The 24,516-nt window shown below is 43.6% G+C and carries 25 protein-coding genes; 7 read left to right on the top strand and 18 right to left on the bottom strand.

What is annotated here, in order from left to right:
• Positions 1–52: 52 nt before the first annotated feature.
• From IGI94_RS05425 to IGI94_RS05415, 3 genes are read right to left on the bottom strand one after another with little or no spacing between them, the layout of a single operon-like run.
• Positions 53–1,030, bottom strand: a complete 978-nt coding sequence (locus tag IGI94_RS05425; RefSeq protein ID WP_438899519.1) for a FecCD family ABC transporter permease — start codon at positions 1,028–1,030, stop codon at positions 53–55.
• Complete coding sequence (locus IGI94_RS05420) at positions 1,030–2,010, bottom strand: FecCD family ABC transporter permease (protein WP_086332200.1); 981 nt, start codon at positions 2,008–2,010, stop codon at positions 1,030–1,032. Before IGI94_RS05420 ends, IGI94_RS05425 begins: the two co-directional genes overlap by 1 nt.
• Positions 2,007–2,798, bottom strand: a complete 792-nt coding sequence (locus IGI94_RS05415; protein WP_061053916.1) for an ABC transporter ATP-binding protein — start codon at positions 2,796–2,798, stop codon at positions 2,007–2,009. The genes IGI94_RS05420 and IGI94_RS05415 overlap by 4 nt, the downstream gene beginning before the upstream one ends.
• Positions 2,799–3,000: 202 nt before the next feature.
• Between IGI94_RS05415 and IGI94_RS05410 the strand changes: the two genes are divergently transcribed.
• The 6 genes from IGI94_RS05410 (at position 3,001) to IGI94_RS05385 (ending at position 7,829) form a co-directional block, all read left to right on the top strand.
• Positions 3,001–3,960, top strand: a complete 960-nt coding sequence (locus IGI94_RS05410) for an ABC transporter substrate-binding protein (protein WP_016621235.1) — start codon at positions 3,001–3,003, stop codon at positions 3,958–3,960.
• A gap of 137 nt (positions 3,961–4,097) precedes the next feature.
• Positions 4,098–4,247 carry a 50S ribosomal protein L33 gene (gene rpmG / locus IGI94_RS05405; protein WP_005229384.1) on the top strand — a complete coding sequence of 50 codons (150 nt, stop codon included), beginning with the start codon at positions 4,098–4,100 and terminating at the stop codon, positions 4,245–4,247.
• 652 nt (positions 4,248–4,899) lie between these two features.
• Entirely contained in the window at positions 4,900–5,310 is a 411-nt protein-coding gene (gene fosX, locus IGI94_RS05400; RefSeq protein WP_008381069.1) for a FosX/FosE/FosI family fosfomycin resistance hydrolase, read from the top strand.
• A gap of 64 nt (positions 5,311–5,374) precedes the next feature.
• Positions 5,375–5,761, top strand: coding sequence for a VOC family protein (locus IGI94_RS05395; RefSeq protein WP_061053912.1), 387 nt, complete (start codon positions 5,375–5,377; stop codon positions 5,759–5,761).
• Between the two features lie 254 nt (positions 5,762–6,015).
• Positions 6,016–7,410, top strand: coding sequence for a Y-family DNA polymerase (locus IGI94_RS05390; RefSeq protein WP_016613094.1), 1,395 nt, complete (start codon positions 6,016–6,018; stop codon positions 7,408–7,410).
• A gap of 143 nt (positions 7,411–7,553) precedes the next feature.
• Entirely contained in the window at positions 7,554–7,829 is a 276-nt protein-coding gene (locus IGI94_RS05385; RefSeq protein ID WP_008381063.1) for a hypothetical protein, read from the top strand.
• A gap of 35 nt (positions 7,830–7,864) precedes the next feature.
• Here IGI94_RS05385 and IGI94_RS05380 read toward each other — a convergent pair whose 3' ends face one another.
• The 4 genes from IGI94_RS05380 to IGI94_RS05365 all read right to left on the bottom strand — a co-directional run bounded on the left by IGI94_RS05380 (position 7,865) and on the right by IGI94_RS05365 (position 10,318).
• Complete coding sequence (locus IGI94_RS05380) at positions 7,865–8,323, bottom strand: hypothetical protein (RefSeq protein ID WP_008381061.1); 459 nt, start codon at positions 8,321–8,323, stop codon at positions 7,865–7,867.
• A gap of 67 nt (positions 8,324–8,390) precedes the next feature.
• Positions 8,391–8,759, bottom strand: a complete 369-nt coding sequence (locus tag IGI94_RS05375) for a thioesterase family protein (protein ID WP_008381059.1) — start codon at positions 8,757–8,759, stop codon at positions 8,391–8,393.
• A 7-nt stretch (positions 8,760–8,766) separates the two neighbouring features.
• On the bottom strand, positions 8,767–9,981 hold the full coding sequence (locus IGI94_RS05370) for a CCA tRNA nucleotidyltransferase (protein WP_086299632.1): 1,215 nt from the start codon (positions 9,979–9,981) through the stop codon (positions 8,767–8,769).
• The gene (locus IGI94_RS05365; RefSeq protein WP_008381054.1) at positions 9,968–10,318 is read right to left on the bottom strand and encodes a nucleotide pyrophosphohydrolase; all 351 of its coding nucleotides are present in this window, start codon (positions 10,316–10,318) and stop codon (positions 9,968–9,970) included. The genes IGI94_RS05370 and IGI94_RS05365 overlap by 14 nt, the downstream gene beginning before the upstream one ends.
• A gap of 136 nt (positions 10,319–10,454) precedes the next feature.
• Here IGI94_RS05365 and IGI94_RS05360 point away from each other — a divergent pair, with 136 nt between their 5' ends.
• Positions 10,455–11,360: a YitT family protein gene (locus IGI94_RS05360; RefSeq protein WP_005237068.1), complete on the top strand. Its 906-nt coding sequence runs from the start codon at positions 10,455–10,457 to the stop codon at positions 11,358–11,360.
• Positions 11,361–11,404: 44 nt separating this feature from the next.
• Here the strand turns inward: IGI94_RS05360 and IGI94_RS05355 are convergent, their stop codons facing one another.
• The 11 genes from IGI94_RS05355 to rpsA all read right to left on the bottom strand — a co-directional run bounded on the left by IGI94_RS05355 (position 11,405) and on the right by rpsA (position 24,391).
• Positions 11,405–11,962: a YpiB family protein gene (locus IGI94_RS05355; RefSeq protein WP_008381051.1), complete on the bottom strand. Its 558-nt coding sequence runs from the start codon at positions 11,960–11,962 to the stop codon at positions 11,405–11,407.
• Positions 11,963–11,971: 9 nt separating this feature from the next.
• Entirely contained in the window at positions 11,972–13,231 is a 1,260-nt protein-coding gene (locus IGI94_RS05350) for a tetratricopeptide repeat protein (protein ID WP_061053910.1), read from the bottom strand.
• Positions 13,232–14,281, bottom strand: coding sequence for a hypothetical protein (locus IGI94_RS05345; protein ID WP_008381049.1), 1,050 nt, complete (start codon positions 14,279–14,281; stop codon positions 13,232–13,234).
• A gap of 166 nt (positions 14,282–14,447) precedes the next feature.
• Positions 14,448–15,710, bottom strand: coding sequence for a threonine ammonia-lyase IlvA (gene ilvA / locus IGI94_RS05340; protein WP_082741570.1), 1,263 nt, complete (start codon positions 15,708–15,710; stop codon positions 14,448–14,450).
• Between the two features lie 2 nt (positions 15,711–15,712).
• Positions 15,713–16,702 carry a ketol-acid reductoisomerase gene (gene ilvC, locus IGI94_RS05335; RefSeq protein ID WP_005237076.1) on the bottom strand — a complete coding sequence of 330 codons (990 nt, stop codon included), beginning with the start codon at positions 16,700–16,702 and terminating at the stop codon, positions 15,713–15,715.
• A 50-nt stretch (positions 16,703–16,752) separates the two neighbouring features.
• Positions 16,753–17,229, bottom strand: coding sequence for an acetolactate synthase small subunit (ilvN, locus tag IGI94_RS05330; RefSeq protein ID WP_005229349.1), 477 nt, complete (start codon positions 17,227–17,229; stop codon positions 16,753–16,755).
• Between the two features lie 4 nt (positions 17,230–17,233).
• Positions 17,234–18,934, bottom strand: coding sequence for a biosynthetic-type acetolactate synthase large subunit (ilvB, locus tag IGI94_RS05325; protein WP_086332198.1), 1,701 nt, complete (start codon positions 18,932–18,934; stop codon positions 17,234–17,236).
• Positions 18,935–18,936: 2 nt separating this feature from the next.
• On the bottom strand, positions 18,937–20,625 hold the full coding sequence (gene ilvD, locus IGI94_RS05320; RefSeq protein ID WP_008381045.1) for a dihydroxy-acid dehydratase: 1,689 nt from the start codon (positions 20,623–20,625) through the stop codon (positions 18,937–18,939).
• A gap of 567 nt (positions 20,626–21,192) precedes the next feature.
• Positions 21,193–21,468 (bottom strand): HU family DNA-binding protein, encoded by a 276-nt coding sequence (locus IGI94_RS05315; RefSeq protein WP_003126821.1) that lies wholly within the window; start codon positions 21,466–21,468, stop codon positions 21,193–21,195.
• A 234-nt stretch (positions 21,469–21,702) separates the two neighbouring features.
• Positions 21,703–23,013: a ribosome biogenesis GTPase Der gene (der, locus tag IGI94_RS05310; RefSeq protein ID WP_005237082.1), complete on the bottom strand. Its 1,311-nt coding sequence runs from the start codon at positions 23,011–23,013 to the stop codon at positions 21,703–21,705.
• A 163-nt stretch (positions 23,014–23,176) separates the two neighbouring features.
• Positions 23,177–24,391 carry a 30S ribosomal protein S1 gene (gene rpsA, locus IGI94_RS05305; protein WP_005229333.1) on the bottom strand — a complete coding sequence of 405 codons (1,215 nt, stop codon included), beginning with the start codon at positions 24,389–24,391 and terminating at the stop codon, positions 23,177–23,179.
• Between the last annotated feature and the right edge of the window lie 125 nt (positions 24,392–24,516).

The following is a 24,516-nucleotide window of genomic DNA, read 5'->3' as shown; positions in this document are numbered from 1 at the left end:
CCAAATAGCAAACTAGAATCGCAGATTTCTTGGCAAGATCATGACTATCTGCTCATCCTTCTTTACGCCGGATCAGTAAAAAGACAAAGTACGGTGCCCCCACGATAGAACTGATGATACCAGCTGGGATCTCACCGCTTGTCAATAGTAAACGACCGATCGTATCACTTACTAAGACCAGCAGACTGCCGATCATTCCCGCTAAGAAAAAGGCACTGCGAGATTCTCTGCCGATGAGTCCCTTGGCGATATGAGGCGCCAATAAGCCCACAAAGGCTAAATTACCGGTATAGCCAACCGTACTGGCAGCCAAACCAACCGCAATCACTAAAAACCACGTCCGCAACCGTGTCAAAGAAACCCCTAAGCTAATTGCCTGTTCCTCACCAAAACCAAGCAGATTAAGTTTAGGTACGGTCCAGAAAGCTGCGACAGACAATACGATGACCCAAGGAAGCAGACTGGTAATTTGCTGCCACGAGGTTCCCCAGATAGATCCAGAAAGCCATGCTGTTACAAAGCGATAGCGGTCTTTTGATAATTCCACCGTAAAAAGTAAAGTAGCCGCGGCCAACCCTGCATTGACGGCGATTCCCGCAAGCAGCACTCGCTCCATCGACAACAATTGGCGGTGTTTATAGGCAATCAAATAGACCAGTACAGCAGCCAACAAGCCACCGAAGATCCCAACGACAGGTAAAAGCTGCGATCCTTGGGTATAAACCCCTAAGTAGATCATTACAAAGAGACCCGCGCCATTGTTGATTCCTACGATACTTGCATCAGCCAGCTCGTTTCTCGTCACCCCCTGCAAGACAAAACCAGAAAAACCAAAGGCACCGCCGGCGATCAGCGCCAGACAAGCCCGTGGTAGTCGAAACTCAGTAAACGTCAGTACCTGACTCGAAGAAGCCGTACCTTGAAAGATTGCCCCTAATGTCTGAAAGGTTAAGATTGTTTTTCCCACCATGACACTTCCTAAAAAAGCGGCCATCACCAGTAGAAAAAAAACAAAGAGTGTTTTTTTCATCAGTCTTCCCTCCGTATCTTGACCAATAGAAAAGGCACACCGATCAATGCCATCAGTATCCCAAAGGGTGTCTCAAAAGGGGGATTGATCAAGCGACCTGCCAGATCAGCGGCCATCACCAGTGTTCCCCCTCCAAGGATCGTCAAAGGCAAAATCAGTTGATAGTTTTTGCCCACCATCCCCCGCACGACATGAGGAACCATTAAGCCGACAAAGCTGACCGGTCCTACAAGCGAAACCGCCATTCCCGCCAAAACTACGACTAACAGTAAGGCAGATGCCCGAATCAGATGCGGGTGCTTGCCTAATGAAATGACGGTGTCATCTCCTAGTGCTAACAGATTGAGGGCTTTTCCTAGCCGTAGCACAAAAACGATGGCGATCAGATAGATGGGGCCCACAAAACGCAGTTGCTGCCAAGTCACATTCGCCGCACCACCGATAAACCAAAAGGCTATCTCTTGGTTTAAATCAAATTGCAATGACAGAGTTTGACTAATGGCTGAGAAAAAAGAACTTAATGCCACACCAGCCAAAATCAGTCCCGTGGGCGACATGCCTAGTTTGGCGTATCTGGTCAGTAAAAAAAGCAGCCCAGTTGCCGCAAACGCACCAAAAAAGGAAAACAGCGCCGCTTGACTCGGTTGCACACTAGGAAAGAGGATAAATGCGATCGCTAGTCCCAAGGCAGCCCCACTATTGACACCTAAAAGACCACCATCTGCCAAGGGATTTCTCGTAATCCCCTGCATGATGGCTCCTGTAACAGCAAAACAACTTCCTACTAGAAAAGCAGCCAAAACACGTGGCAACCGAATATTGCGCAAGACTTGATGCAGCTGATTCTCATAATCAAAAGCAAAGACGGCATCCCAGATCGTTTCAAAAGAAAGGTCCGCTGCTCCTTGAGTGATCGCTAAAAAGAAACAGATAATAAAGCAGCCACTAAAAAGCAGCAGCAGCCAAGGAAACTTTTTCATATCTGCGCTCCTAACTCATAGGTCAAGACCAGCGGCTTTGTACTATTAGGAAAGGTACCTAACACGGCATCGATCTCAAACAAACGCTGCAGCCATTCTTTGGTCAGCACCGTTTCCGGTGTACCGGAAACCAAAAGCTCTCCACCTTTTAATGCGTAAATATAATCAGAAAAACGTGACGCATGATTCAGGTCATGAATCGACATAATGATCGTTTTCCCATAGGTTTTATTGATTTGCTGTAATAAGAGCAAAATTTCTAATTGATGCGCAGGATCTAAAAAGGTTGTTGGTTCATCTAAAATCACGATATCCGTATCTTGCGCCAGTGCCATGGCGATCCAAACGCGCTGCTTTTGTCCCCCTGACAGCGTACTGATCACTTCTTCTGCCAGTGCCGTCAAACCAGTTGCCTGCAAAGACCAGTCGATCGCTGCAAGATCTTGTTCCGATAGACTATTCAGTCCTTTTTGATAGGGAAAACGACCGTAAGAAACAATTTCGCGAATCGTCAAGCCAATCGATGAGTCGCTAACTTGTGAAAGCAGCGCAATCTTTTTAGCCACTTCTTTGGTTTTGATGTTCTGGAGGTTTTGTGTATCTAATAGGACCTCACCAGACAAAGGCTGTAAAATTCGGGCGAGTGCCTTTAAAAATGTCGATTTTCCACTGCCGTTCGGACCAATCAAGCCGATGATTTTCCCTTCTGGAATCTCAATTGTTAGATTTTGCACAATTTTTTGTTTTTGATAGCCGACACTCAAGTCAACTGTTCGTAATTTCGCCATATTCGTCCCCAAAATAATTGATTGATAATGCTTATCAATTATGAATGTAATCCTACTATTCGTCAATAGTTCTAAAAAAAGGAAATAAAAAAATAAGATTGACAAATCAGCGTTTCTCCGTAATAATAGCAATCAGCAAATGAGAATTATTCTCAATTAAAATGATAAGTGCTCATCTTTTAACAAAGGAGGAAGTTTTTCTATGAAACAATGGTCAAAAAGAAGTACTTGGCTTACCCTGCTAGCAGCCTGCTCCCTTACTCTACTGGGTGCTTGCGGTACGAATAATGACTCAACGGATAGCAGTGGATCAGCCACTACTTCTTCAGAAATAGCAACAACCTTTACCGATGCGATGGGAAATGAAGTCACTGTTCCCGAAAACCCACAACGGGTGATCGGTAGTTACTTGGAAGATTATTTGGTCGCTTTAGGGGTAACCCCGGTTGCTCAATGGACAGTCGGCAATGACAGTGATCAAGCATACTTGCAAGACAAACTAGCAGATGTGCCAAGAATCAACTATGATCTGCCCTATGAAGATGTCTTGAGCTTTGAGCCAGACCTGCTGCTGATGGATAGCAATTCCATGGTGGAAGGCGACAAATATGATCAGTACAGTAAGATCGCGCCGACCTATGTGGTCACAAATGGCGAGGAAGTAACCTGGCGTGAACGTCTGACAGATATCGCAAAGGTCTTACACAAAGAAGAGGAAGCTGCCCAAGTAGAAGCTGATTATGATGACTTAGTCGCTACTACCAAGGAAACGTACGCTGATCAAATCCAAGGCAAGTCAATTGCTGTTTTATGGGTGGTCAATAATTCTGTCTTCATGGTTTCAGAAACAAAATCAAGTGGTCAACTGCTGTATCACGAACTCGGTTTTGAAGTTCCCTCGCTTGTTTCAGAAATCAGTGAAAGTGCCACTGCTGACTGGTCTGCCGTTTCTCTGGAAAAATTGGCAGAATTGGATGCCGATTACTTGATTTTAGTGAATAGTGATAAAGGCGCTGATTTTTTCAGCGAACAAGTCTGGCAAAATCTTGATGCAGTCAAAAACAATCATTTATGGGAATTCGGTCCTGAATCAAGCTGGCTCTACAACGGTCCTATCGCCTATACCAAAATGATCGAAGATATCCAGAGCAAATTGGACTAATGCGTTTCAAGTAATTCGTCAAGTAAAACTACTTAACAAATTTCAGGAAAAAGCTAGCATTCCCGCACAAAACATGCTATTATATTTTAGTCTGAGAGATTTCTTAGAGGATTCTTGTATCGTTAGGGGGGAAAATCATGCGCGTAAACATCACATTAGAGTGCACTTCTTGTAAAGAACGCAACTACTTATCAAACAAAAACAAACGTAACAATCCTGATCGTTTGGAAAAGAAAAAATATTGCCCACGTGAAAGAAAAGTTACTTTACACCGCGAAACAAAATAATACTATTTAAGAAGTTCGCAAACGCTGATAACCAAGGCGTTTGCGAACTTCTTTTTTTTCAGACATTTTGCAATGATAGCTGCTGCATTTTTATTTCCCTATTTACACAACCACTCCCCTATTTTCACTTATTTGCTTTGAACTTTTGAGCCAACTTTTTCTTTGAAGCGACGTATAAATAAATTTTAATGTATAATGTAAAAAAGAAACTAATGTTCAACAAAGGCGGCACATAGAACATGAACTAGCTTTTTCTTCTAGCTGTCCTTTCAATATACTTTGAGTGCCAGTCGATCCTTTCATGCTATACTGCCTATAGGAGGTGAACCCATGCTTGGCAATTTTACGTATCTACCTAGTAACTATCGTCTGTTTTATGGCGCTTTTCTTTTTGCTCTTATTGGAAATATGCTTTTCATTTTCATTAAACACCCTGCTTGGACCTTTAGCTTACCGACAGTGATTATCCTCTTCTTAATAAATGTCTTCTTTTGGACAAAATACAAGAAGAAAGTTATTCCTTGCACAACTGATGCACTGTTTTATGTTCTGCTCTTCCTATTGGTATTTTACAATCACTAACATAATGCTTATTTTGATACTAATTTTTTCTCTTCCCCCTATTTCGTCATAACGAAGGAGTGTTGATGCGATGGAGATTTCCCATATCACGTTGATCGTACAGAATTTAGCAAAGACGACAACGATGCTGGAAACATTGTTTGAAGCAGAGGAAATTTATGATAGCCGAGACCAGCCCCATTCTTACTTCCCAGAAAAATTCTTTTTGATCGATGGCTTATGGCTTGCTGTTATGGAGGATGCCTCCCAGAAGCTGCCGAAAACGTATAACCATATTGCCTTTAAAATCGATCAAACTCAAATCGATTCCTTGATTACGCGCATCCAAGGACTAGGATTGAAGATCGAAAAAGATCGTTCTCGTATCAAAGGCGAAGGTGCTTCCATTTACTTTTACGACGATGACAACCATTTGTTTGAACTACATACTGGTACGTTGGCTGAACGGTTGCACCATTACCGTCTGACAGAAACGAGGTAATCTTCATTGCTAGCAACTGCATTGACTGTTATGGAAAGAATTCCCACAAGAAAGGAAGAAAACAATGAAACTAGATATGGTTGGTATTATCACAAAAAACATGGAACAGGCACTGGCTTTTTATCAAGTACTTGGCTTCACGCCATTAGGTCAGCACTCAGAAGATTATATGGAATTAGCAAACGACGGGGTTCGCATCTCTTTGAATAGCCGCCAGATGGTTGCCGGGATCTACGGACATGCACCAATGACTGTTGGTGACACAATTGAATTAGCCTTTTTATGTGATTCCCCTGAAGAGGTTGATGCCCTTCATGCAAAAGTCGTAGCTGCCGGGTATCAGTCTTTCAAAGAACCTTGGTGTGCCTTTTGGGGGCAACGCTATGCCATCGTCAAAGATATAGACGGCAATCTCTTAAGTTTGTTTGCAATGCTACCTGCCGAAAATTGATTTAAGCTACGACAGTCGGTCCAATGGATCGGCTGTTTTTTTAATCACACCTTCGGGTAAAAAGACAAAATCACGTTTTTATGTCCAATCGGATTCTGATAACCTGAAATGAATGTATCCCTTATAAAACAACGTTTCCCATCATTATAAGCCAAAAATAATCTCTCTATAAAAAAACAAATCCACCCATCCGCTCCTGTTCGCTTGACAAAAAAGAACAAACGTTCGTATAATCTCGGTAAGGAGTGATAAAAATGGGTGGTTTTAATTATGCGCTCGAGCCAAAACGCGATATCTTATTTATCGATGTCAAAAGTTTTTATGCTTCTGTCGAATGCATCTCGCGCGGTTTAGACCCTATCCAAGCGATGCTGGTCGTCATGTCTCATTCTGACAATACTGGAAACGGCTTAATCTTAGCGGCTTCCCCAAAGGCAAAATCGGCTTTAGGAATTTCAAATGTGACCCGCAATGACAATCTGCCGACGCATCCCGATTTGTACAAAGCATCGCCACGTATGAGTTTTTATATCAAAGAAAACACCAAAGTCAATGATGTCTTTCGCAAATATGTTGGACAAGATGATTTGCTGCTCTATTCAATCGACGAAACGATGATGGATCTGACCCGTACACTGGATCTTTTCATTCCTGATAACACGATTTCTCGCGAAGAAAAACGTTGGCTGATTGCCCAGCAAATTCAAAAAGACATTTACGAAACAACGAAATTGTATGTCACCATCGGTATTGGTGACAATCCTTTGTTAGCAAAACTAGCTTTAGATAACGAATCCAAACACAACCGTTCCTTGATTGCCGAATGGACCTACGAAGATGTCCCGACAAAAGTTTGGCAAATCAGCCCCATGACTGAGTTTTGGGGAATCGGTCGACGCACAGAAAAACGACTTCACTTGATGGGGATTGAATCTATTGAACAATTGGCTCATGCCAGTCCTGATCTTTTGCGCAGTCGCATGGGAATCATTGGTGAGCAGCTCTACCATCACGCTCACGGCATTGACCGCACCATTTTAGCCGAACCGACACCGCAGGTCATGGAAAAAAGCTACGGCAATAGTCAGGTCCTACATCGCAATTATTATTTACAAGAAGAAATCGAGATCGTCATCAAGGAAATGGCAGAGCAAGTTGCCGCTCGAATTCGCCGCCATCATTGTCAGACCGCTTGTATCAATGTTTACATCGGCGTAGCCTTTGGTGAAACTGCCTCTGGCTTTTCCCGACAAATGAAAATCCCGCCAACTGACAATACACGTAAGCTTGTTGCTCATTGCCTATTTCTCTTTCGAAAATTTTATACCGGGCAAGTCGTTCGCCACATCGGTATCACCTATTCAAAATTGGTTTATACAGAAAATGTCCAGCTGGATCTTTTTGAGCAAGCAGAAACGCAATTACGCCAGCGTAAATTAGATTTGATCATCGATAAGATTCGTGAGAAATACGGCTTCACTTCGATCGTTCATGCCACAAGCCGAATGGAAGGCGCTCGTGCCATTGCACGCAGCAAATTAGTCGGTGGTCACGCTGGTGGTCTAGATGGGATCGCCAACATAGGACCTGTCCATCAGCAAAAAGAAAAAGAACCGTTTGCTGATGGTTCAAAAAATACTGGCACTTGACTCGTTTTTCTTTCCTTTTCGATGACAAATCTTAAGATAACATTAACAAACGATCCATTTTTTAAAGATTTATGTAATTTCGAGGCCCCCATCTCCCCCTTTACTTCTTTCTAAGGTACTTTAATAGCAAGGAGTGTGAGCAGATGAAAATTGACAAAATCGAATACAAACGAGTCATCAATGGTGCGGGACACCTTGAGTACGATTTGCTGCAATATTTAGAAAAGAATCGGGCGACTGCTGCACAAAACCTGAAACAGTCTGAGATCGATTACCTTCTGGAAAAAGATATTCAGCATCGGATCATTCAACATGCTCGTAAGAGTTTCTTTGGCGATACAATCGTTTTAAAGGATGAATATGCCGAAGATTATCTTTTATTAAAAAAGTATACGGATATGTTCCAAGAAACATTCTAAAAAAAAACGCAGAACCAACTGGTTCTGCGTTTTTCTTATTCTTCGAAATGTTCTTGATAAACATCATCAACCGTTTGATTTGGGTCGATCACGATATACAGACTCTTCGTTTTTTCACTGATTTTTGTTGATTGGTATACATTATCCAATCCTTCCGTATCTTTGTCCTTGTATGGGAAATAAACAAGATCCGGTGTACCGTTACGGTAAAGAATTTCCATCCGTTCAATATCTTCATATTTCAACGCACGAGCAAACATCCCTAATTCAAGTCCGCCTAAGTTGATGTCATGTGTTGCCACATGATCGCCTTCTTGAAAGATTTCAATTTTGAACCCAGCACATGGATGAATCTCAACGAATTCGCTTCCGTGGATACGGCCAAAACTGGTCGTGATTTGTTTGATCCATAAGTCACCGATGTAACGGCGCTCGATCGTCCATGTTTCTCCATTACGGAAATAAAATTTTAAAGCTTTCATTTCTCTAGCCATGACAAAACGCTCCTTTTTATTAATAATACATTTTAATTCTAACACATAGTCGCTACTGGGACACAAATTAACTTTGGTTTTCGTTGACTTTTTTCATAAACCGAGAGATTTCCACCGCCGCTCGTTGATGAGTCCCTTTAGCAATGAGTTGTTGCGCCCCATCGGTCACCTGATAATCAAACTGGAATCCTTGTTCTTTTTCCCATTGTATAAGAACTGTGATTGTCGCTCCGACTGGTGAAGGTTTCAAATGATCGATCGAAAACTTTGTACCGACGGTGGTAAACCCTTTATCTAAAGTAGGCTCAAGTGCTTCCCAACAGGTGTTTTCCACCATTGCGACTAGTCGAGGGGTTGCTAAAACCGCTAAACCGCCAGAACCCAAAACAGCCGCAGTGTCTTGAAGGTCAACGAGAAAGTCTTTTTTGCTTTCCATTCTTCAGTTATCCCTCCTTCGCTAAATATGCTTGGGCAAACGCCAATAGTGCTTCTTTTTCATTAGGGATTTTTCGTGTGATGACTGCAGCTTCGGCAGCGGCCAAGACTTCTTTGAGCCACGGACCAGAAGAACGATCAACTGTCTGCAGTAAATCACGTCCATTGATCGCCAGCTCCTTCAGTGAATGGATCGGTAGCTGCTGATAGCGCTGACTGATTTTTGCAGGATCATTGGGCAGCTTGTCATAACGCAATAATCCTTCAGCTAAACAGGTTGCTTCTAAACCGAACTGATACAACAGCAGATCGTTCCATTCGCCGTTTCGACGCATTAGCAGTGCTTGATAGACCGTTTGTACTTGGCGGATGCAGTCATTCGAACATTTCCAAGCTTTTAAAAAGCTGCGGACTGCCTCAGGAGCTAAACCGATTTGGTCAATGAGCAATACCCAAGCCGTCGTTTCGTTTTCTAATGGGATCGCTGGCAGGTCTGCCATCCGCAGTAACGCCTCACCGTATTCCCGTAAGCCTGGGCAATAGATATAGCATTCGGTTTCTACTAGTGCTCGTAGTGCTTGGTTCCGATGATTGCCTAACAGCAATTTCACGAATTCAATCATGATCCGTTCAACAGAGATTTTCCCCAACAAGGCATGATTCGCATGGATAGCAGCCAATGTTTCTGTTTCTAAAACAAAGCCCAATTGACTGACAAAACGCAGCCCCCGCATCATTCGTAGGGCATCCTCATGGAAACGTTCCTGCGGGTGACCCACTGCTCGTAAAATCTGATTGTCGATATCTGCCAGACCATCGAAAAGATCAATGATGACCCCATCTTCTTGAAGTGCCAATGCATTGATGGTAAAATCCCGCCGCTTTAGATCTTCTTTCAAGGAACGGACAAAATCAACTTTGTCAGGTCTGCGATAATCCTGATAGGCGGCTTCGGTTCGAAAGGTGGTAATCTCATATTGCGCCTGTTCCCACAAGACCAGCACCGTCCCATGCTCGATACCAATGTCAATGGTTCGAGGAAAAAGCGCCTTGATTTCGGCTGGAAACGCACTGGTAGCAATATCGACATCATGGATCGGCTGGCCTAAAATCGTATCCCGCACGCTGCCGCCAACAAAGTATGCTTCATAGCCCGCGGCTTCGATTTTTTTTAGGAGTGGCGCAGCTTCTGCAAATTCTTTTGGTAGTTTAGTCAGCTTCATGTACTTTCCCATCTTTTCTTTCAAAACGATACGCATCCCGCTGATTGAATTTTGCCATATTTTCCTCAAACACTTCAGTCAGGTCGATGTCTAGTGAATTGGCCATGATCATCGTCACAAAGAGTACATCGCCCAGTTCTTCTGCCACGGTCTTTTCAACTTCATCGCTTTTTTTATTTTTTTCCCCGTAATAGTGATTTACTTCTCGCGCCAATTCGCCAACTTCTTCAGTCAAACGAGCCATTTGGGCGAGGGGGCTGAAATAGCCAGTTTTAAATTGTTGAATATAGGCGTCGACTTCTTCTTGCATCGATGCCAAGGAACGTTTATCTGTCATCTTCTTCACCCTTTCTCGTTTATCTTACCAAAAGAATGGCTGCCTGCCTAGATAGAGCCCCCTCAGGATTTGTTGTACATTCAATGATTTCGTGCTACATTGATACTTGTGGAAGTTGAATAACGGAGGAAACAGGATGCGGGCATTTTTTTCATGGCGAACGATTCGCGACATTGTTTTGATTATTTTCGGTACGAGTATTTATGGCTTCGGTCTAGTCTATTTAAATATCCCAAATGACTTAGCAGAAGGCGGTGTGACAGGGATCACCTTGATCCTGCGAGCCTTATGGGGAATCAATCCTGCCATTAGTACATTGATCTTAAATATTCCGATCATTTTGATCGGTGGCAAAATTCTTGGTCGACGCTCATTAGTGTATACGATTTTAGGAACCTTTGGTTTGTCTTTTTGGTTGGCATTTTGGCAGAGTGTTCCCCTGTTGATCGATCTACAGCATGATCTACTGATCGTCGCACTCTTGGCTGGTTTGATTGCAGGGATCGGTAGTGGGATCGTCTACAAAGTCGGTGGAACAACAGGTGGCGTCGATGTACTGGCGCGCATTTTAGAGAAAAACTTTGGGGTGACGATCGGGCGGTCGCTTTTGATCTTTGATGTGTTCGTCCTGTTGCTTTCTTTGACCTATATAGATTTGAACCGCATGATGTATACCTTGATTTTTTCTTATGTCTTCACTCGTGTGATCGATTCGATCTTAGACGGCGGCTATTCAGCCAAAGGGATTTTAGTGATCAGCAATCATAGCGAAGAGATAGCTCCTGTTTTAATGGATGAATTGGAACGCGGTGTCACGTTTTTACAGGGCGAAGGGGCTTACTCAAGAGTATCGAAACAAATCATTTATATGGTGGTCAGCGGACGGGAGATTTCTGAAGTCAAGCGCATTGTTCATGACTTTGATCCGCAAGCGTTTGTTTCTGTCATCAATGTCCATGAAGTCGAAGGCGAAGGCTTTACCTACTTAAGACCTAAGTCACGGTTCTTACAGCGCAAAGCAGCGGTCTCTAAAACAAAATAAAGACTAAAAAAGCAGTCCCGGTTAAAGGACTGCTTTTTTATTTGTCAGCGGCTTTCTTCTTTTTGTTGGAGCAAGTGCCGATTTACTTCATCGGAAAGTTCCAAGAAGGCATCACGATCCCCATTTTCCAATGCTAGATCGATCTGCCGATACAAGGTATCAATTTTGGTTTTTGCTTCTTCTTTTTCAAGGTACTGGGTAACATGTTGGGTCATTTCTTGATCCAAGTGGTCGTTCCAACGTTCATAAGGATTGTCTTCTAAAACTGCTAAATAAAAGGATTGCGACCAAGAATCTGGAAAGAGACATTCAAGATACAAGGGTTGTTTCCAATTCATGCGAATCTCGTGAAAAATCTGATCAATGTCATAAAAGGTCTGTCCTTCGATACTCAAGACAAAGGGTTCGCCTCCAACTTCCGTACTGCGGACACTTAAGCCCCGTTTGGCTGCGGCTGCCCCTTCTACAAAATGAACATTGGCCAAGATCGCTTCATGGTTCGCCAGATAGTTTAACACCCAAGAGACTTCTCGGCGGCTGAAGGAAACGGTCGAAACTAACCAATTAAGAAACTTTTTCTTTTCTTGTACATTGATGTTCATTTCTCTCACCTATCTTTCTAATAAGTCCTCCACGATCGACTGTACTTCTAAATCACCTGGTTCGTGTGCCAAATAATGTTGTAGCAAATGAAGAGCTTCAGGTAAACGCCCTTCTTCACGTAAGAAAATGCCGTATTCCTTCATAAACGCCGGTTCATGGTGCAAATCAGCATTGGCTTCTTCGTAATATTTTGCTGCTTTGTCAAAATCTTCTAACGCATTGAAGGCTTGCGCTAGATTCCATAAAGCGTGAGGCTGTTCATTGTCTTCCATTCGCTCGATCGCCAAGATCGCTTCTTGCCAACGCGCTTCATTCAAGTATAAATTACTTAAAGTCAGTAATGTATCCTCTTCTTTTTCACCAGTTTCCAGTGCTTTAAGTAAAAATGACTCGGCTGCTTCACTGTCATGAAGTCGGTAAGCATTCTCGGCAGCAAAATGATAGAAATCCACTTGATATGGATCTTCATGAATCCCTTCTTCGATCACACGTTGCGCTTCTTCCAGCTGTTCTTCTTCTTGCAATGCTTCAGCCAAATAAAGATACAAGGCCCGGTATTGGGGATTCATGACCCGCAACTGCTGCAAGTAGCGAATCGCTTGTTCATTTTCCTTCAGCTGCAAATAGACTAAAGCCGTTTGAAAGAGACGCTCGTCCGTCTGTTCGTCTTCTAAGCTTGCTTCAAAATATTCCAACGCCTCTTCAAACTTACCTGCCATACTCAATGACGTTCCGGTCCGTTCAACGATCGAAATCCCCGAAATATCCGTAATATCTTCTTCCAGCAATCCTTGATAAAGGTCAACAGCTTCTTGATAGCGATCCGTTGAAAAAGCTAACTCAGCTAAGGCAAAACGAATCAAGGGTTCCTCTGGCACAAGGCTTTGCGCTTCTTTTAATTTGGCTTCGCTGACTTCCGGAATACCGATCAGTTGATAGAGATCCGCACTCAATAACAAGGCTTGCAGATAAGCTTCACTCGTTGGTGGTATTTGATCGATATAGGTGAAGGCTGTTTCAATCTGGTCTTCTTCCATCGCAATTTCCGCTAAAGGAAGCAGCAAAGCTTCATTTTCAGGATGCCGCTGCTGCAAGGTTTCAAATAACGTTTTCGCCTCTTCTAAAAAACCGATCTGCAGTAATTCATCGCCTAAAGCGCCAAGTGTTTCATCATCATCTTTTTGCAGTGCTTCGGTAAAATTCAATTGTGCTTCAGCCAACTCTTCTGCGGCTAGTGCTTTTAACATTTTTTCACTATAAGTTTCCATTTAGACCCCTCGAATCTCATTGATTAATCGCTGATAAGTCTCCATCGTTTGGACAAGATCTTTCTCCTCGATTTCCGTTCTGCCCCCTATTGTACCAACTTTTGCCAAAAATAACAGTTTTTTTTCTTTTTGCTGCAATTCTAGTACACGGCTGAAATATTCGCTTAAGGAAAAAGACTCGGGCAATTCGATAGGAAAGCCTAATCGTGCAAGCCATTGGCAAAATACTGGCAGATCGACAGTCAACTGCTGCTGCTGGACTGTCCAAATAAAATGAAACAAAAAGCCAAAGAACAATTTCATCGCATCAGACAGCAAGTGACCATTTTCTGTTTGATAAGCAGCATCGGCAAAGAGTTGCCCAAACTCCTCTAATTCGCGTCCCGACTGCTGATACAATTGGATCAGCTGATTGGTATAAGCTGCCAACGAGTGTCTCATCAATGCCTGATGACTGGGGTACGTTCGATAAAGTTCCTTTAAAAAATCGCTATCGGCAAGCACGCCACCACGGATCAGGGTCAAAAAGTCGACAAGTTTCCCATCGATTTGCTTTTCGGCAATCGTCTGATCGAAAATAACAAATTGTGGTGCATTAGGATTTTCCAGCATCGGGATATCTGGCTTTTTCACAACGATCGCTGTTTCTTTGACACTTTTGGCTAAGGCCCGCAAGGAAACAGGAATCAACCAAAGCTGTGTCGATAGGACCGAAGTCGCATGGATAAAACTGCTCAGTGCCAATACACCTTCATTCCCAAACCCGACGATCAACAAGGACTCTTGCTTTGAAAAGCGACCGAAGAAATCCATCGCGGCCTTAAATTCACTAAAGTTGTTGCAATACATTTGGTTGGTACAAATATACCAATTGACCTCGCGCGGCAAAAACAGGCGGGTTACTTTTTCTGAAAAGCGGTCATAATAACGCTGATTCGTCAAAATGATCACCTGCTGCGGCTCGATCGACTGTCCTTTCATGACCGATGCCAATGTTTCCCCGTAAGAAATCTGGGTTTCTTGCTCATTTCTGTAAAAAACAGCTTCCATCGGCTCACTCCTTTGTTGCTACTACTTACTATTATAGCAAGAAGCCGTTGAAACACCTACTAAATCGCTAACCATTAGGAAGTATTTTCGCCGATTTGTCCCATGATTCTATGCCAAAAAGCAAAAAACATGGTTTCCTGTATTACAAAGGAAACCATGTTTTTTTCTAAACCAAAAGCGAGTAAAGTGATTGATTTTGCTGAAGGTTGATGTAGCCTTGATCAAACTGTTCAATTCGTGACAGTAATGCGGGTAGATCGTTTTTTTGTTTCAACAAGATTCCCAGCATTACTGGTCCTGTTCCACGATTGATTTTTTTCGTATATTCAAACCTCGTGATATCATCATCAGGCCCTAATACATGGCTAACAAATTCCTTCAACGCACCGGGACGTTGTGGGAAATTGACGATAAAATAATGTTTCAATCCTTGATAAATCAGTGATTTCTCTTCGATCTCTGCCATGCGGGAACTATCATTGTTACCACCACTCACAATACAGACGACCGTCTTGCCTTTGATTTGCTCTTTGATCTCATCCAGAGCTGCCACGCTCAAGGCACCAGCTGGTTCAGCGACGATCGCTTGTTTGCTGTATAATTCTAGAATCGTTTGGCAGATTCCACCTTCTTCCACCGTTACCAATTGATCCACATAGCGTTTGGCATGGGCATAGGTCTGAGCTCCGACTTGTTTGACTGCCGCACCATCGACAAAGGTTTCAATATGCTCTAAAGCCACCGGTCCTTGGTGATCAAAGGCTGCTTGCATCGAGGCGGCCCCTACAGGTTCTGCTCCAACAACTTTTATATTTGGCTGCTTTTCTTTCAAATAGGCTGCGGTCCCGCTGATCAAACCACCGCCACCAATGGCTGCCACCACCAAATCGATCGATACTTGTTTTTTTTCAGCATCCGCCAACATTTCCACGGCTACTGTTCCTTGTCCTGCGATAATATTGGGATCATCAAAAGGAGCAATGAAAGCCATTTGCTTTTCTTTTGCAAATTGTTTGGCAGCCTGCGCCGCCGCATCAAAGGTATCTCCCACCAATTCGATTTTGACGTAGTCGCCGCCGAAAAAGAGAACTTGCGCGACTTTTTGTTGCGGCGTCGTTGTTGGCATGAAAATGACCGCATGGATCTGCTGTTCTTGGCAGGTATAAGCAACGCCTTGGGCATGATTTCCGGCACTGGCACAGACGACGCCACGACTGGTCTGCACAGGATCTGCTTGGGTGATCGCATAGTAGGCACCTCGTAATTTGAAGGAGCGGACTTTTTGCAAGTCCTCTCGCTTCAACAAAACCGTCGCTTGGTATTTTTCAGATAAAAAGCGATCATACTGCAGCGGTGTATGACTAACTGCTCCCCGCAGTCGTTCATATGCTTGTTCGATTGCAGAAACTGTCACCAACAAACGCGCCACCTCTAATCTTTCGCAACAAACGGCATCATTTTCCGTAACTCGCTGCCGACTTTTTCAATTTGATGGTTGCTGTTTTCTTCACGCATTTTATAGAATTCAGGGAAGCCATTTTGATTGTCTTCAATGAATCCTTTCGCGAATTGACCATTTTGGATATCTGTCAATACGGCTTTCATGTTTTCTTTGGCTTGTGCGGTGATCACCCGAGCACCGGAAACGTAGTCGCCATACTCTGCCGTATTCGAGATCGAATGGCGCATTTTTTTGAATCCTCCTTCATAAATCAAGTCAACGATCAGTTTCAATTCATGACAAACTTCAAAATACGCCAATTCCGGTTGGTACCCGGCTTCTACCAATGTTTCAAAGCCCGCTTCGATCATGCTGGTCAAACCGCCACAAAGTACGGCTTGTTCCCCGAAAAGATCGGTCTCGGTCTCTTCTTTAAAGGTCGTTTCCAAAACGCCGACCCGTGTGGCACCAATGCCTTTTGCATAAGATAAAGCTGTCGCTTGTGCGTTGCCAGTCGCATCTTGATAGACTGCAAACAAGGCTGGCACCGCAAACCCTTCGGTAAAGGTTCGACGCACCAAGTGGCCCGGTCCTTTAGGCGCAACTAGGAACACATCCACCTCTTCTGGCGGCGCGATCACATCAAAATGAATATTAAAACCATGCGCAAATGCTAATGCATTGCCGGCAGAAAGATTCGGTTCGATCTCATTTTTATACAACGATCCTTGGATCTCATCGGGTGCCAAGATCATGACTACGTCCGCTTTTTGAGTGGCTTCGGCTACTGGAAAGACTTCAAATCCGTCGTTTCTTGCAGCTTCTGCTGACTTTCCTTCACGAATGCCGATAAAGACTTCATGACCTGTGTCCCGTAAATTTTGCGCATGAGCGTGCCCTTGAGAGCCGTAGCCGACGATCGCAATCTTCTTGTCTCCTAGATTATCTGTAACTTCCTCGTTGTAATATACTTTTACCATACTTGTTTCCTCCGAATTCTTTCTTTATTTTAAGCAATTCAAAATTGCACTTACCCTCTTGTAAAGCCAGTGACACCCGTTCGTGCCAACTGTTTGATCCCGTAGGGACGCAAAACTTCGATGCATGCTTCTACCTTTTTCGTATCGCCGGCAACTTGCACAACGATCGTTTTCAGTGCGACATCGACAATGTGCGCTCGAAACGGATCAATCACTGCTTGGATCTCCGAGCGGCTAGTGGTTGGTGCATTGACTTTGATCAGCACCAGCTCTCGTTCGATATGAGGAACTTCTGTAATATCAGAAACCTTCAAGACATCTATTTGTTTATTTAAATGCTTGGTCACTTGTTCTGTTTCTGCCAAATCGTTCACGTTGACAATGATCGTCATTCGTGAAAACTCTGGCCGTTCCGTTGTGCCGACAGAAATACTCTCGATATTGACCTGCCGGCGGTTTAAGACACTCGTGATGCGGCTCAAAACACCTGCTTCATTATGGACGATTGCTGCTAATACCCGTTTCATCCCCTTAGACCCCCATCATTTCATGATTGGCTTTCCCCGGTGGGATCATCGGCAACACATGCTCTGAGGGCGAGACCATTACTTCGATCAGTTGCGGCCCCGTATGTGCAAAAGCTTCCGCTAGCATAGCAGAAAGCTGAGTGGGTTCATCGATCCGACAGCCTTCGATGCCATAAGCTTGTGCTAGTTTAACAAAATCAGGTTGCTGTGCAAAAACAGAGGCAGAGCGTCGTTTGCCATGAAATGTTTCTTGCCATTGGCGGACCATTCCTAACGAACGATTATTCAACAAAACAAATTTGACATTCAAGCCATACTCATTCAAAATAGCAAATTCCTGGTTTGTCATTTGGAACCCGCCATCGCCAACAAACACCACGACCATTTTTTCTGGATGAGCAAATTGGACGCCAATTCCCGCAGGGATACCATAGCCCATCGTGCCTAGTCCGCCACTGGTGATCAACTGCTTAGGAAAGCGAAACGGATAATACTGCGCGACCCACATTTGATGCTGCCCAACATCGGTGATGACGTAAGCCTCTCCTTTGGTCAAACGCCCTACTTCTTCGATGACTTTTTGCGGTTTGATTTCTTGTGCTTGAGTGCGATCATAGCGATAAGGTTTTTCCGTCTTCCGTTTTTGACATAGATCCGACCAGGTAGACCACGTTCCTCTAGTTGGCGGATACCGTAGCATCTGTTTCAAAGCAGCCTTGGCATCGCCGACGATTGGGATCTTTGTCTCTACAATCTTGCCGATCTCCACCGGGTCGATGTCGATATGAGCAACGATGGCCTGCTTACCGAACTGACTGCCGGCAGTCGCTAAGCGATCATCGAAGCGAGAGCCGATATTGATAATCAAATCGGCTTCTGATAAAGCCATGTTCGCCGCATACGTTCCATGCATACCGCCCATGCCCAAGAAAAATTGATGATCATTTGGCAGTAAGCCTAAGCCGAGCAACGTTGTGACTGTCGGCAACTTGTACTTGGCAATAAATGCATTTAATTCAGCCGCAGCTTCAGCCGCGATCACGCCTGCACCAGCCAGTACCACTGGTCGCTGTGCTTTTTCTAAAACGTGCATCAATTTTTCAATTTGCAGACGGGAAGGCTCTGCATTCGGTTGATAACTTTTCCTTGTGATCGGCAATGAGCAGGTTTCAGCGGTTTCTTGCAATGTAATATCTTTCGGAAGGTCGATCACAACAGGTCCCTTACGCCCAGTTGAAGCGATGTGAAAGGCTTCAGCGATCACTTTCGGTAAGTCATCCACACAACGGACTTGGTAATTGTGTTTCGTGATCGGCAACGTGATACCTAGAATATCCGCTTCTTGAAAAGCGTCTTTGCCAATTCCTGGTACGGCCACTTGCCCCGTGATAACCACCAACGGTACGGAATCGCTCATAGCATCGGCAATGCCAGTAACGACATTCGTAGCACCTGGACCACTTGTCACTAAAACGACCCCAACATTGCCAGTAGCTTTGGCATAGCCTTCAGCGGCGTGGATCGCGCCTTGCTCGTGACGCGTCAAAATATTCGGAATCGCTGCATCATATAATTGGTCATATAACGGTAAGACGGCGCCACCCGGGTAGCCAAAGATCATTTCGACGCCTTGCTCTTGCAAGCTGTCCACTAACACTTGCGCGCCAGTCCTTAGATGCGATGCTTGATAGTCGATGTTTTCCATTGCTACTCCTCCTCATCAGGTACTCGCATAATCCCGCCCGTATTCGCAGAGGTCACTAAAGCGGTATAACGTGCAAGCCATCCTTTTTTTACTTTTGAACGAAACTTCGGTCGTTCTTGCGCACGCTTGGCAAGCTCTTCTTCTGAAACTTGCAGATTTAGCGTTCGATTTGGCAAATCAATAATGATCTCATCGCCATCGTTGACTAGTCCTAATGGACCACCGGCTGCAGCTTCCGGAGAAATATGTCCAACTGCGATCCCCCGCGTCGCTCCTGAAAAGCGGCCGTCTGTAATCAAGGCGACATCTTTGCCTAACCCACGACCAACGATACTTGAGGTAGGCGCCAGCATTTCCGGCATTCCCGGCCCCCCTTTCGGGCCTTCATAGCGGATCACTACGACATGTCCTTTTTGTACGGTATGATTGTCAATTGCTGCGACTGCTTCATCATGAGAATCAAAACAGATCGCTTTCCCTTTGAACACTTGGACACTTGGATCAACCCCGCCAACTTTGATGACACTGCCTTCTGGGGCGATGTTTCCGTACAAGATCGATAGACCGCCAACTGGACTATACGGATTTTCTTTCGGATGGATGACTTCTTCGTTGTGGATCTTCGCTTCAGCGACATTTTCTCGCAACGTCTTACCGGTAACAGTCGGTCGATCGGGATGAATCGCTCCCTCGATATCACATAGCTCCCTAATGATCGCTGAAACCCCACCGGCTTCATGGACATCATGCATTGAATAGGCTGATGATGGCGCGATTTTTGAGAGATAAGGCACTCTTTTAGCGATTTCATTGACCCGTCTTAAGTCATAATCGATCTCAGCTTCATTGGCGATCGCTAAGGTATGCAGCACTGTGTTGGTGGACCCCCCCATCGCCATGTCTAAAGCGAAGGCATCATCAATAGCTTCTTTGGTCACGATGTCTCGAGGTTTCACTTGTTTTTCAACAAGATCCATCAACTTAAAGGCGGCTTGTCTAACTAGTTCTCGTCGTTCTTCAGACACGGCAAGAATCGTACCATTGCCTGGCATTGCCAATCCTAAGATTTCTAAGAGGCAATTCATCGAATTGGCAGTAAACATCCCTGCGCAGGAGCCGCAAGTCGGACAGGCATTTTGTTCCATAAACTCAAAATCTTCTTTTGTCATATTACCCGTCTTGTACGTCCCAACGGCTTCAAACATGGAAGATAAGGTTATTTGATGTCCCCGAGGATCAATGCCGGCTTTCATAGGACCGCCGGAACAAAAAATTCCTGGTACGTTGGTCCGCATGGCTGCTAAGATCATGCCAGGAGTGATCTTGTCACAATTTGGGATATAAAATACGCCGTCAAACCAGTGGGCATTGATGACGGTTTCTGCAGAATCAGCGATCAATTCTCGGCTAGGTAGCGAATATCGCATACCGATATGTCCCATCGCAATGCCATCATCTACGCCGATTGTATTGAACTCGAAAGGGATGCCGCCAGCTTCACGAATCGCTTCTTTTGCGATATCTGCTAACTCCCGTAAATGCACATGCCCAGGCACGATATCGATATAGGAATTACATATCGCAATAAATGGCTTGTTCATATCATGGATATTTTTAACTTGTCCTGTGGCATAGAGCAGACTCCTAGCTGGCGCTGCATCGATCCCTTTTTTAATTTGATCACTTCTCACACTCATCATCTCCTGCATTTTGGAATAAAAAAAAGCATCCCGGTTATAAAAAACTGGGATGCTTTGCCAGAATCCCATTTTACTTACGCAAATAGGACTCAAACAAACGGATAATTTTTGCTTCCGTGTTCTAAGTCCTGGTATCAATAATAATGACTAATAAATATTGATTAAAATTACGCATAGAAAATGGCTCCTTCATTAGAAATAGTAACGTTCTTGTAATTGTTTACCAATATACCCTTTGCAAAATCACTTGTCAACGAATTTTCTGAATTTTTTTTCAATAATGACAATTCCAAGGAACCCTTTCTCACATCAGATGTCATTTAATCGCTTGCTTCTTTTGATAAGAATGACTTTTAAATCACCTTTATTCTTGCTTGAGAATTAAAGTGTGCCAGCAACCCTTGTTTTTTTTAGACCAAAAGAAAAACAAAAAATATTTTTGAATTTTCTGACAATAATAACCGTTTCTTTTCCCATTCGATCCGCCTGCATAGTGGCAGTTCCTAGTTAGACAAAAGAAAAAACCCTTGATTACTCAAGGGTTTCTACAAGACTCAATTATTTCACTGCGTCTTTAAGAGCTTTACCTGGTTTGAATGCAGGTACTTTGCTAGCAGGGATCTTGATTTCTTCACCAGTTTGTGGGTTGCGTCCTTTGCGTTCTGCACGAGAACGAACTTCAAAGTTACCAAAGCCGATCAATTGAACTTTTTCACCGTTAGCTAAAGCGTCTTGAATTGTTGAGAATACAGCGTCTACTGCTGCAGTTGCGTCTTTCTTAGTTAAGTCAGTAGCTGCTGCAACTTTTTCGATTAATTCTGCTTTATTTGCCATGGATGGTTTCACCTCCTGATATTTTTTTTGATGTCATGCATCAACAAAAATCTTGAGTGGTCCAAGGTTTTTGTCAAATATTGATTACCATCAATATTCTGATATAACGTTATCATAAGAACCTTGTAATATCAAGGATTTTAACGTTTTTAGGGGGTTTTTTTTTGGTTTTTTCCCATTTTTCTAGAAAAGGACAGATTTCTTTGTAAAAAGAAACAAAGTATGATAAAATCTCTATTTTCTTCTGCGTGGAATGATCCGAATCGGCGTTCCTTCAAAAGTGAATGCCTTGCGGATTTGATTTTCTAAGAAACGCGCATAAGAGAAATGCATCAGTTCTTCTTCGTTGACAAAAATAACAAAAGTTGGCGGTTTGACAGCCACTTGCGTCGCATAAAAAATCTTCAAACGTTTGCCTTTGTCTGTTGGTGTTGGGTTGATCGCCACCGCATCCATAATGACGTCATTCAACAACGCAGATGGAATACGCATGTTTTGATTCATGCTGACTTCTTCGATCAACTGCGGCAACTTATTCAAGCGCTGTTTCGTCACTGCGGAAACGAAAATGATTGGTGCATAATCCAAATATTGGAATTCATCTCTGATTTCTTCTTCAAAATCACGCATCGTATTCGTTTCTTTTTTCAATGTATCCCATTTATTGACAACGATAATGATTCCACGGCCTGCTTCATGGGCATAGCCAGCGATCCGTTTGTCTTGCTCGCGAATTCCTTCTTCGGCGTTCAAGACCATCAAGACGACGTCTGAACGTTCAATGGCCCGCATTGCTCGCATGACACTGTATTTTTCAGTAGATTCGTAGACCTTCCCTTTTTTACGCATGCCGGCGGTATCGATCATGGTAAATTCTTGACCGCTTTCGCTAGTAAAATGGGTATCGATCGCATCACGAGTCGTTCCTTCGATATCTGAAACAATTACTCGCTCTTCTCCAAGAATCGCATTGATCAAGGAGGATTTCCCGACGTTTGGTCGACCGATCAAACTAAACTTGATAATGGAATCGTCTTCTTCTTCCGCTTCATTGGTAAAGTGTTTGACTGCTTCATCTAGGACATCACCGATCCCTAATCCATGACTTCCTGAGATTGGGTATGGATCGCCCAGACCTAAACCATAAAATTCATAGATATCGTTGCGCATCTCGGGATTATCAACTTTGTTGACCGCTAAAATCACGGGTTTGTTGCTTTTGTATAACAAACGAGCCACAAGCTCGTCAGCATCTGTTACTCCTTCACGAGCACTCGTAATAAAAACAATGACATCTGCTTCATCGATGGCGATTTCTGCTTGATGCTTGATTTGATCCATAAACGGCTCATCACTTAAATCGATCCCACCAGTATCGATTACGCTAAACTCACGGCCTAGCCATTCACCAGTGGCATAAATACGATCTCTGGTCACTCCTGGAGTATCCTCAACGATCGAAATTCGTTCTCCAGCTATCCGGTTGAAAATGGTCGATTTCCCCACATTCGGACGTCCAACGATCGCTATTGTTGGATTTGACATTTTTTACCCTCCATTTAAAAAAGCAGTCCTTGTACGCTGCTTCTTGTATTCAATCTTACTTAGTTTACCTAAAGCCATGGAAAGTTGCAAGCTTTCTCGGCAAACAAAAAATCAGCTTATAACAAATTCAAACATCGAATCGTTATAAGCTGATGGCATACAATTACTCTTCGTCGCTGTCTTTTAAGGCATCGCCTAAGATATCACCCATGGTAAACCCAGTTGATTCTTCTGGCAATTGATAATCATCCTCTGAAACTTCTTGTGTTTCATTGGTATTTTCTGCTTTTTCTAATGCTTTGATACTTAATGCGATTCGGTGTTCTGAAGGGTTCACTTCGAGCACTTTCACTTGCACTTCATCGCCTTCTTGTAAGACTTCATGTGGTGTCGCAATGTGTTTATGGGAGATTTGTGAAATATGGATCAGCCCTTCAACACCTGGGAAGACTTCCACAAACGCACCGAAGCTTGTCAAACGTTTAACAGTCCCAGTTAAGACACTGCCAACAGCCGCTTGCTCTTCAATATTGGTCCAAGGTCCAGGCAATGTGTCTTTGATTGAAAGAGACACACGTTCTTTGTCTGCATCAACAGATAAGATACGGACGTTGACGGTATCTCCCACAGACAAAACGTCACTCGGTTTGCCAACATGCCCATGTGAAATTTCAGAGACATGGACAAGTCCATCGATGCCGCCTAGGTCCACGAAGGCACCAAAGTCAGTCAAACGAGCTACTTTTCCTTCTACTTCTTGTCCTTCATATAAATCAGCTAGTAAAGCTTCTTTTTGTTTTGCTTTTTCTGCTTCAACAACAGCTTTATGAGAAAGGATCAAGCGGTTTTCAGAAGGCTCGATCTCAACGATTTTAAAGGTCAATGTTTTCCCTTTGTAATCTTCAAAATCCGCAACAAAATGATCTTCGACCATTGATGCTGGAACAAACCCACGAACCCCTACGTCAACCACTAATCCGCCTTTAACGACGTTGGTGACTGGTGCTTCGATGATTTTTCCTTCTTGGAAATCTTTTTCGATATCTTCCCAAACTTTTTTCGCATCTAAGCGACGTTTAGAAAGGAGATAGCTGCCATTTTCTTTGTCTTTCCCAATTGCTGAAATCACAACTAATTCTAAGACATCCCCTACTTTGACTGCTTCGTTGATGTCTTCAACAGGTAAAGTCGATAATTCTTTTGCAGGAACAACGCCTTCGACACCGGCGCCTTCGATCCCTACGATCGCTTGTTTATCCTCAATGGCCAATACCTCGCCTTTAACGATATCTCCAACTTTTACTTCTTGGAAATTGTCTAAAGCGGCTTCCATTGATTCATTTCCACTCTCAACCTGATTATTTTCAAATTCTGTCATCTCTCATGTCCTCCTAACCAACAATTCTGCAATAATTGCACTACATCTTTTAGTTTAAAATAGAATGAAAAAAAAATAAAGCGATTTCTCTTATTTTCCTAAAAAACTACGGTTTTTTCGTTGAA

It is taken from the genome of Enterococcus sp. AZ149, assembly GCF_051714285.1.
Lineage (GTDB): Bacteria > Bacillota > Bacilli > Lactobacillales > Enterococcaceae > Enterococcus_D > Enterococcus_D entomosocium.
This window is presented reverse-complemented; position numbering and strand designations above follow the sequence as displayed.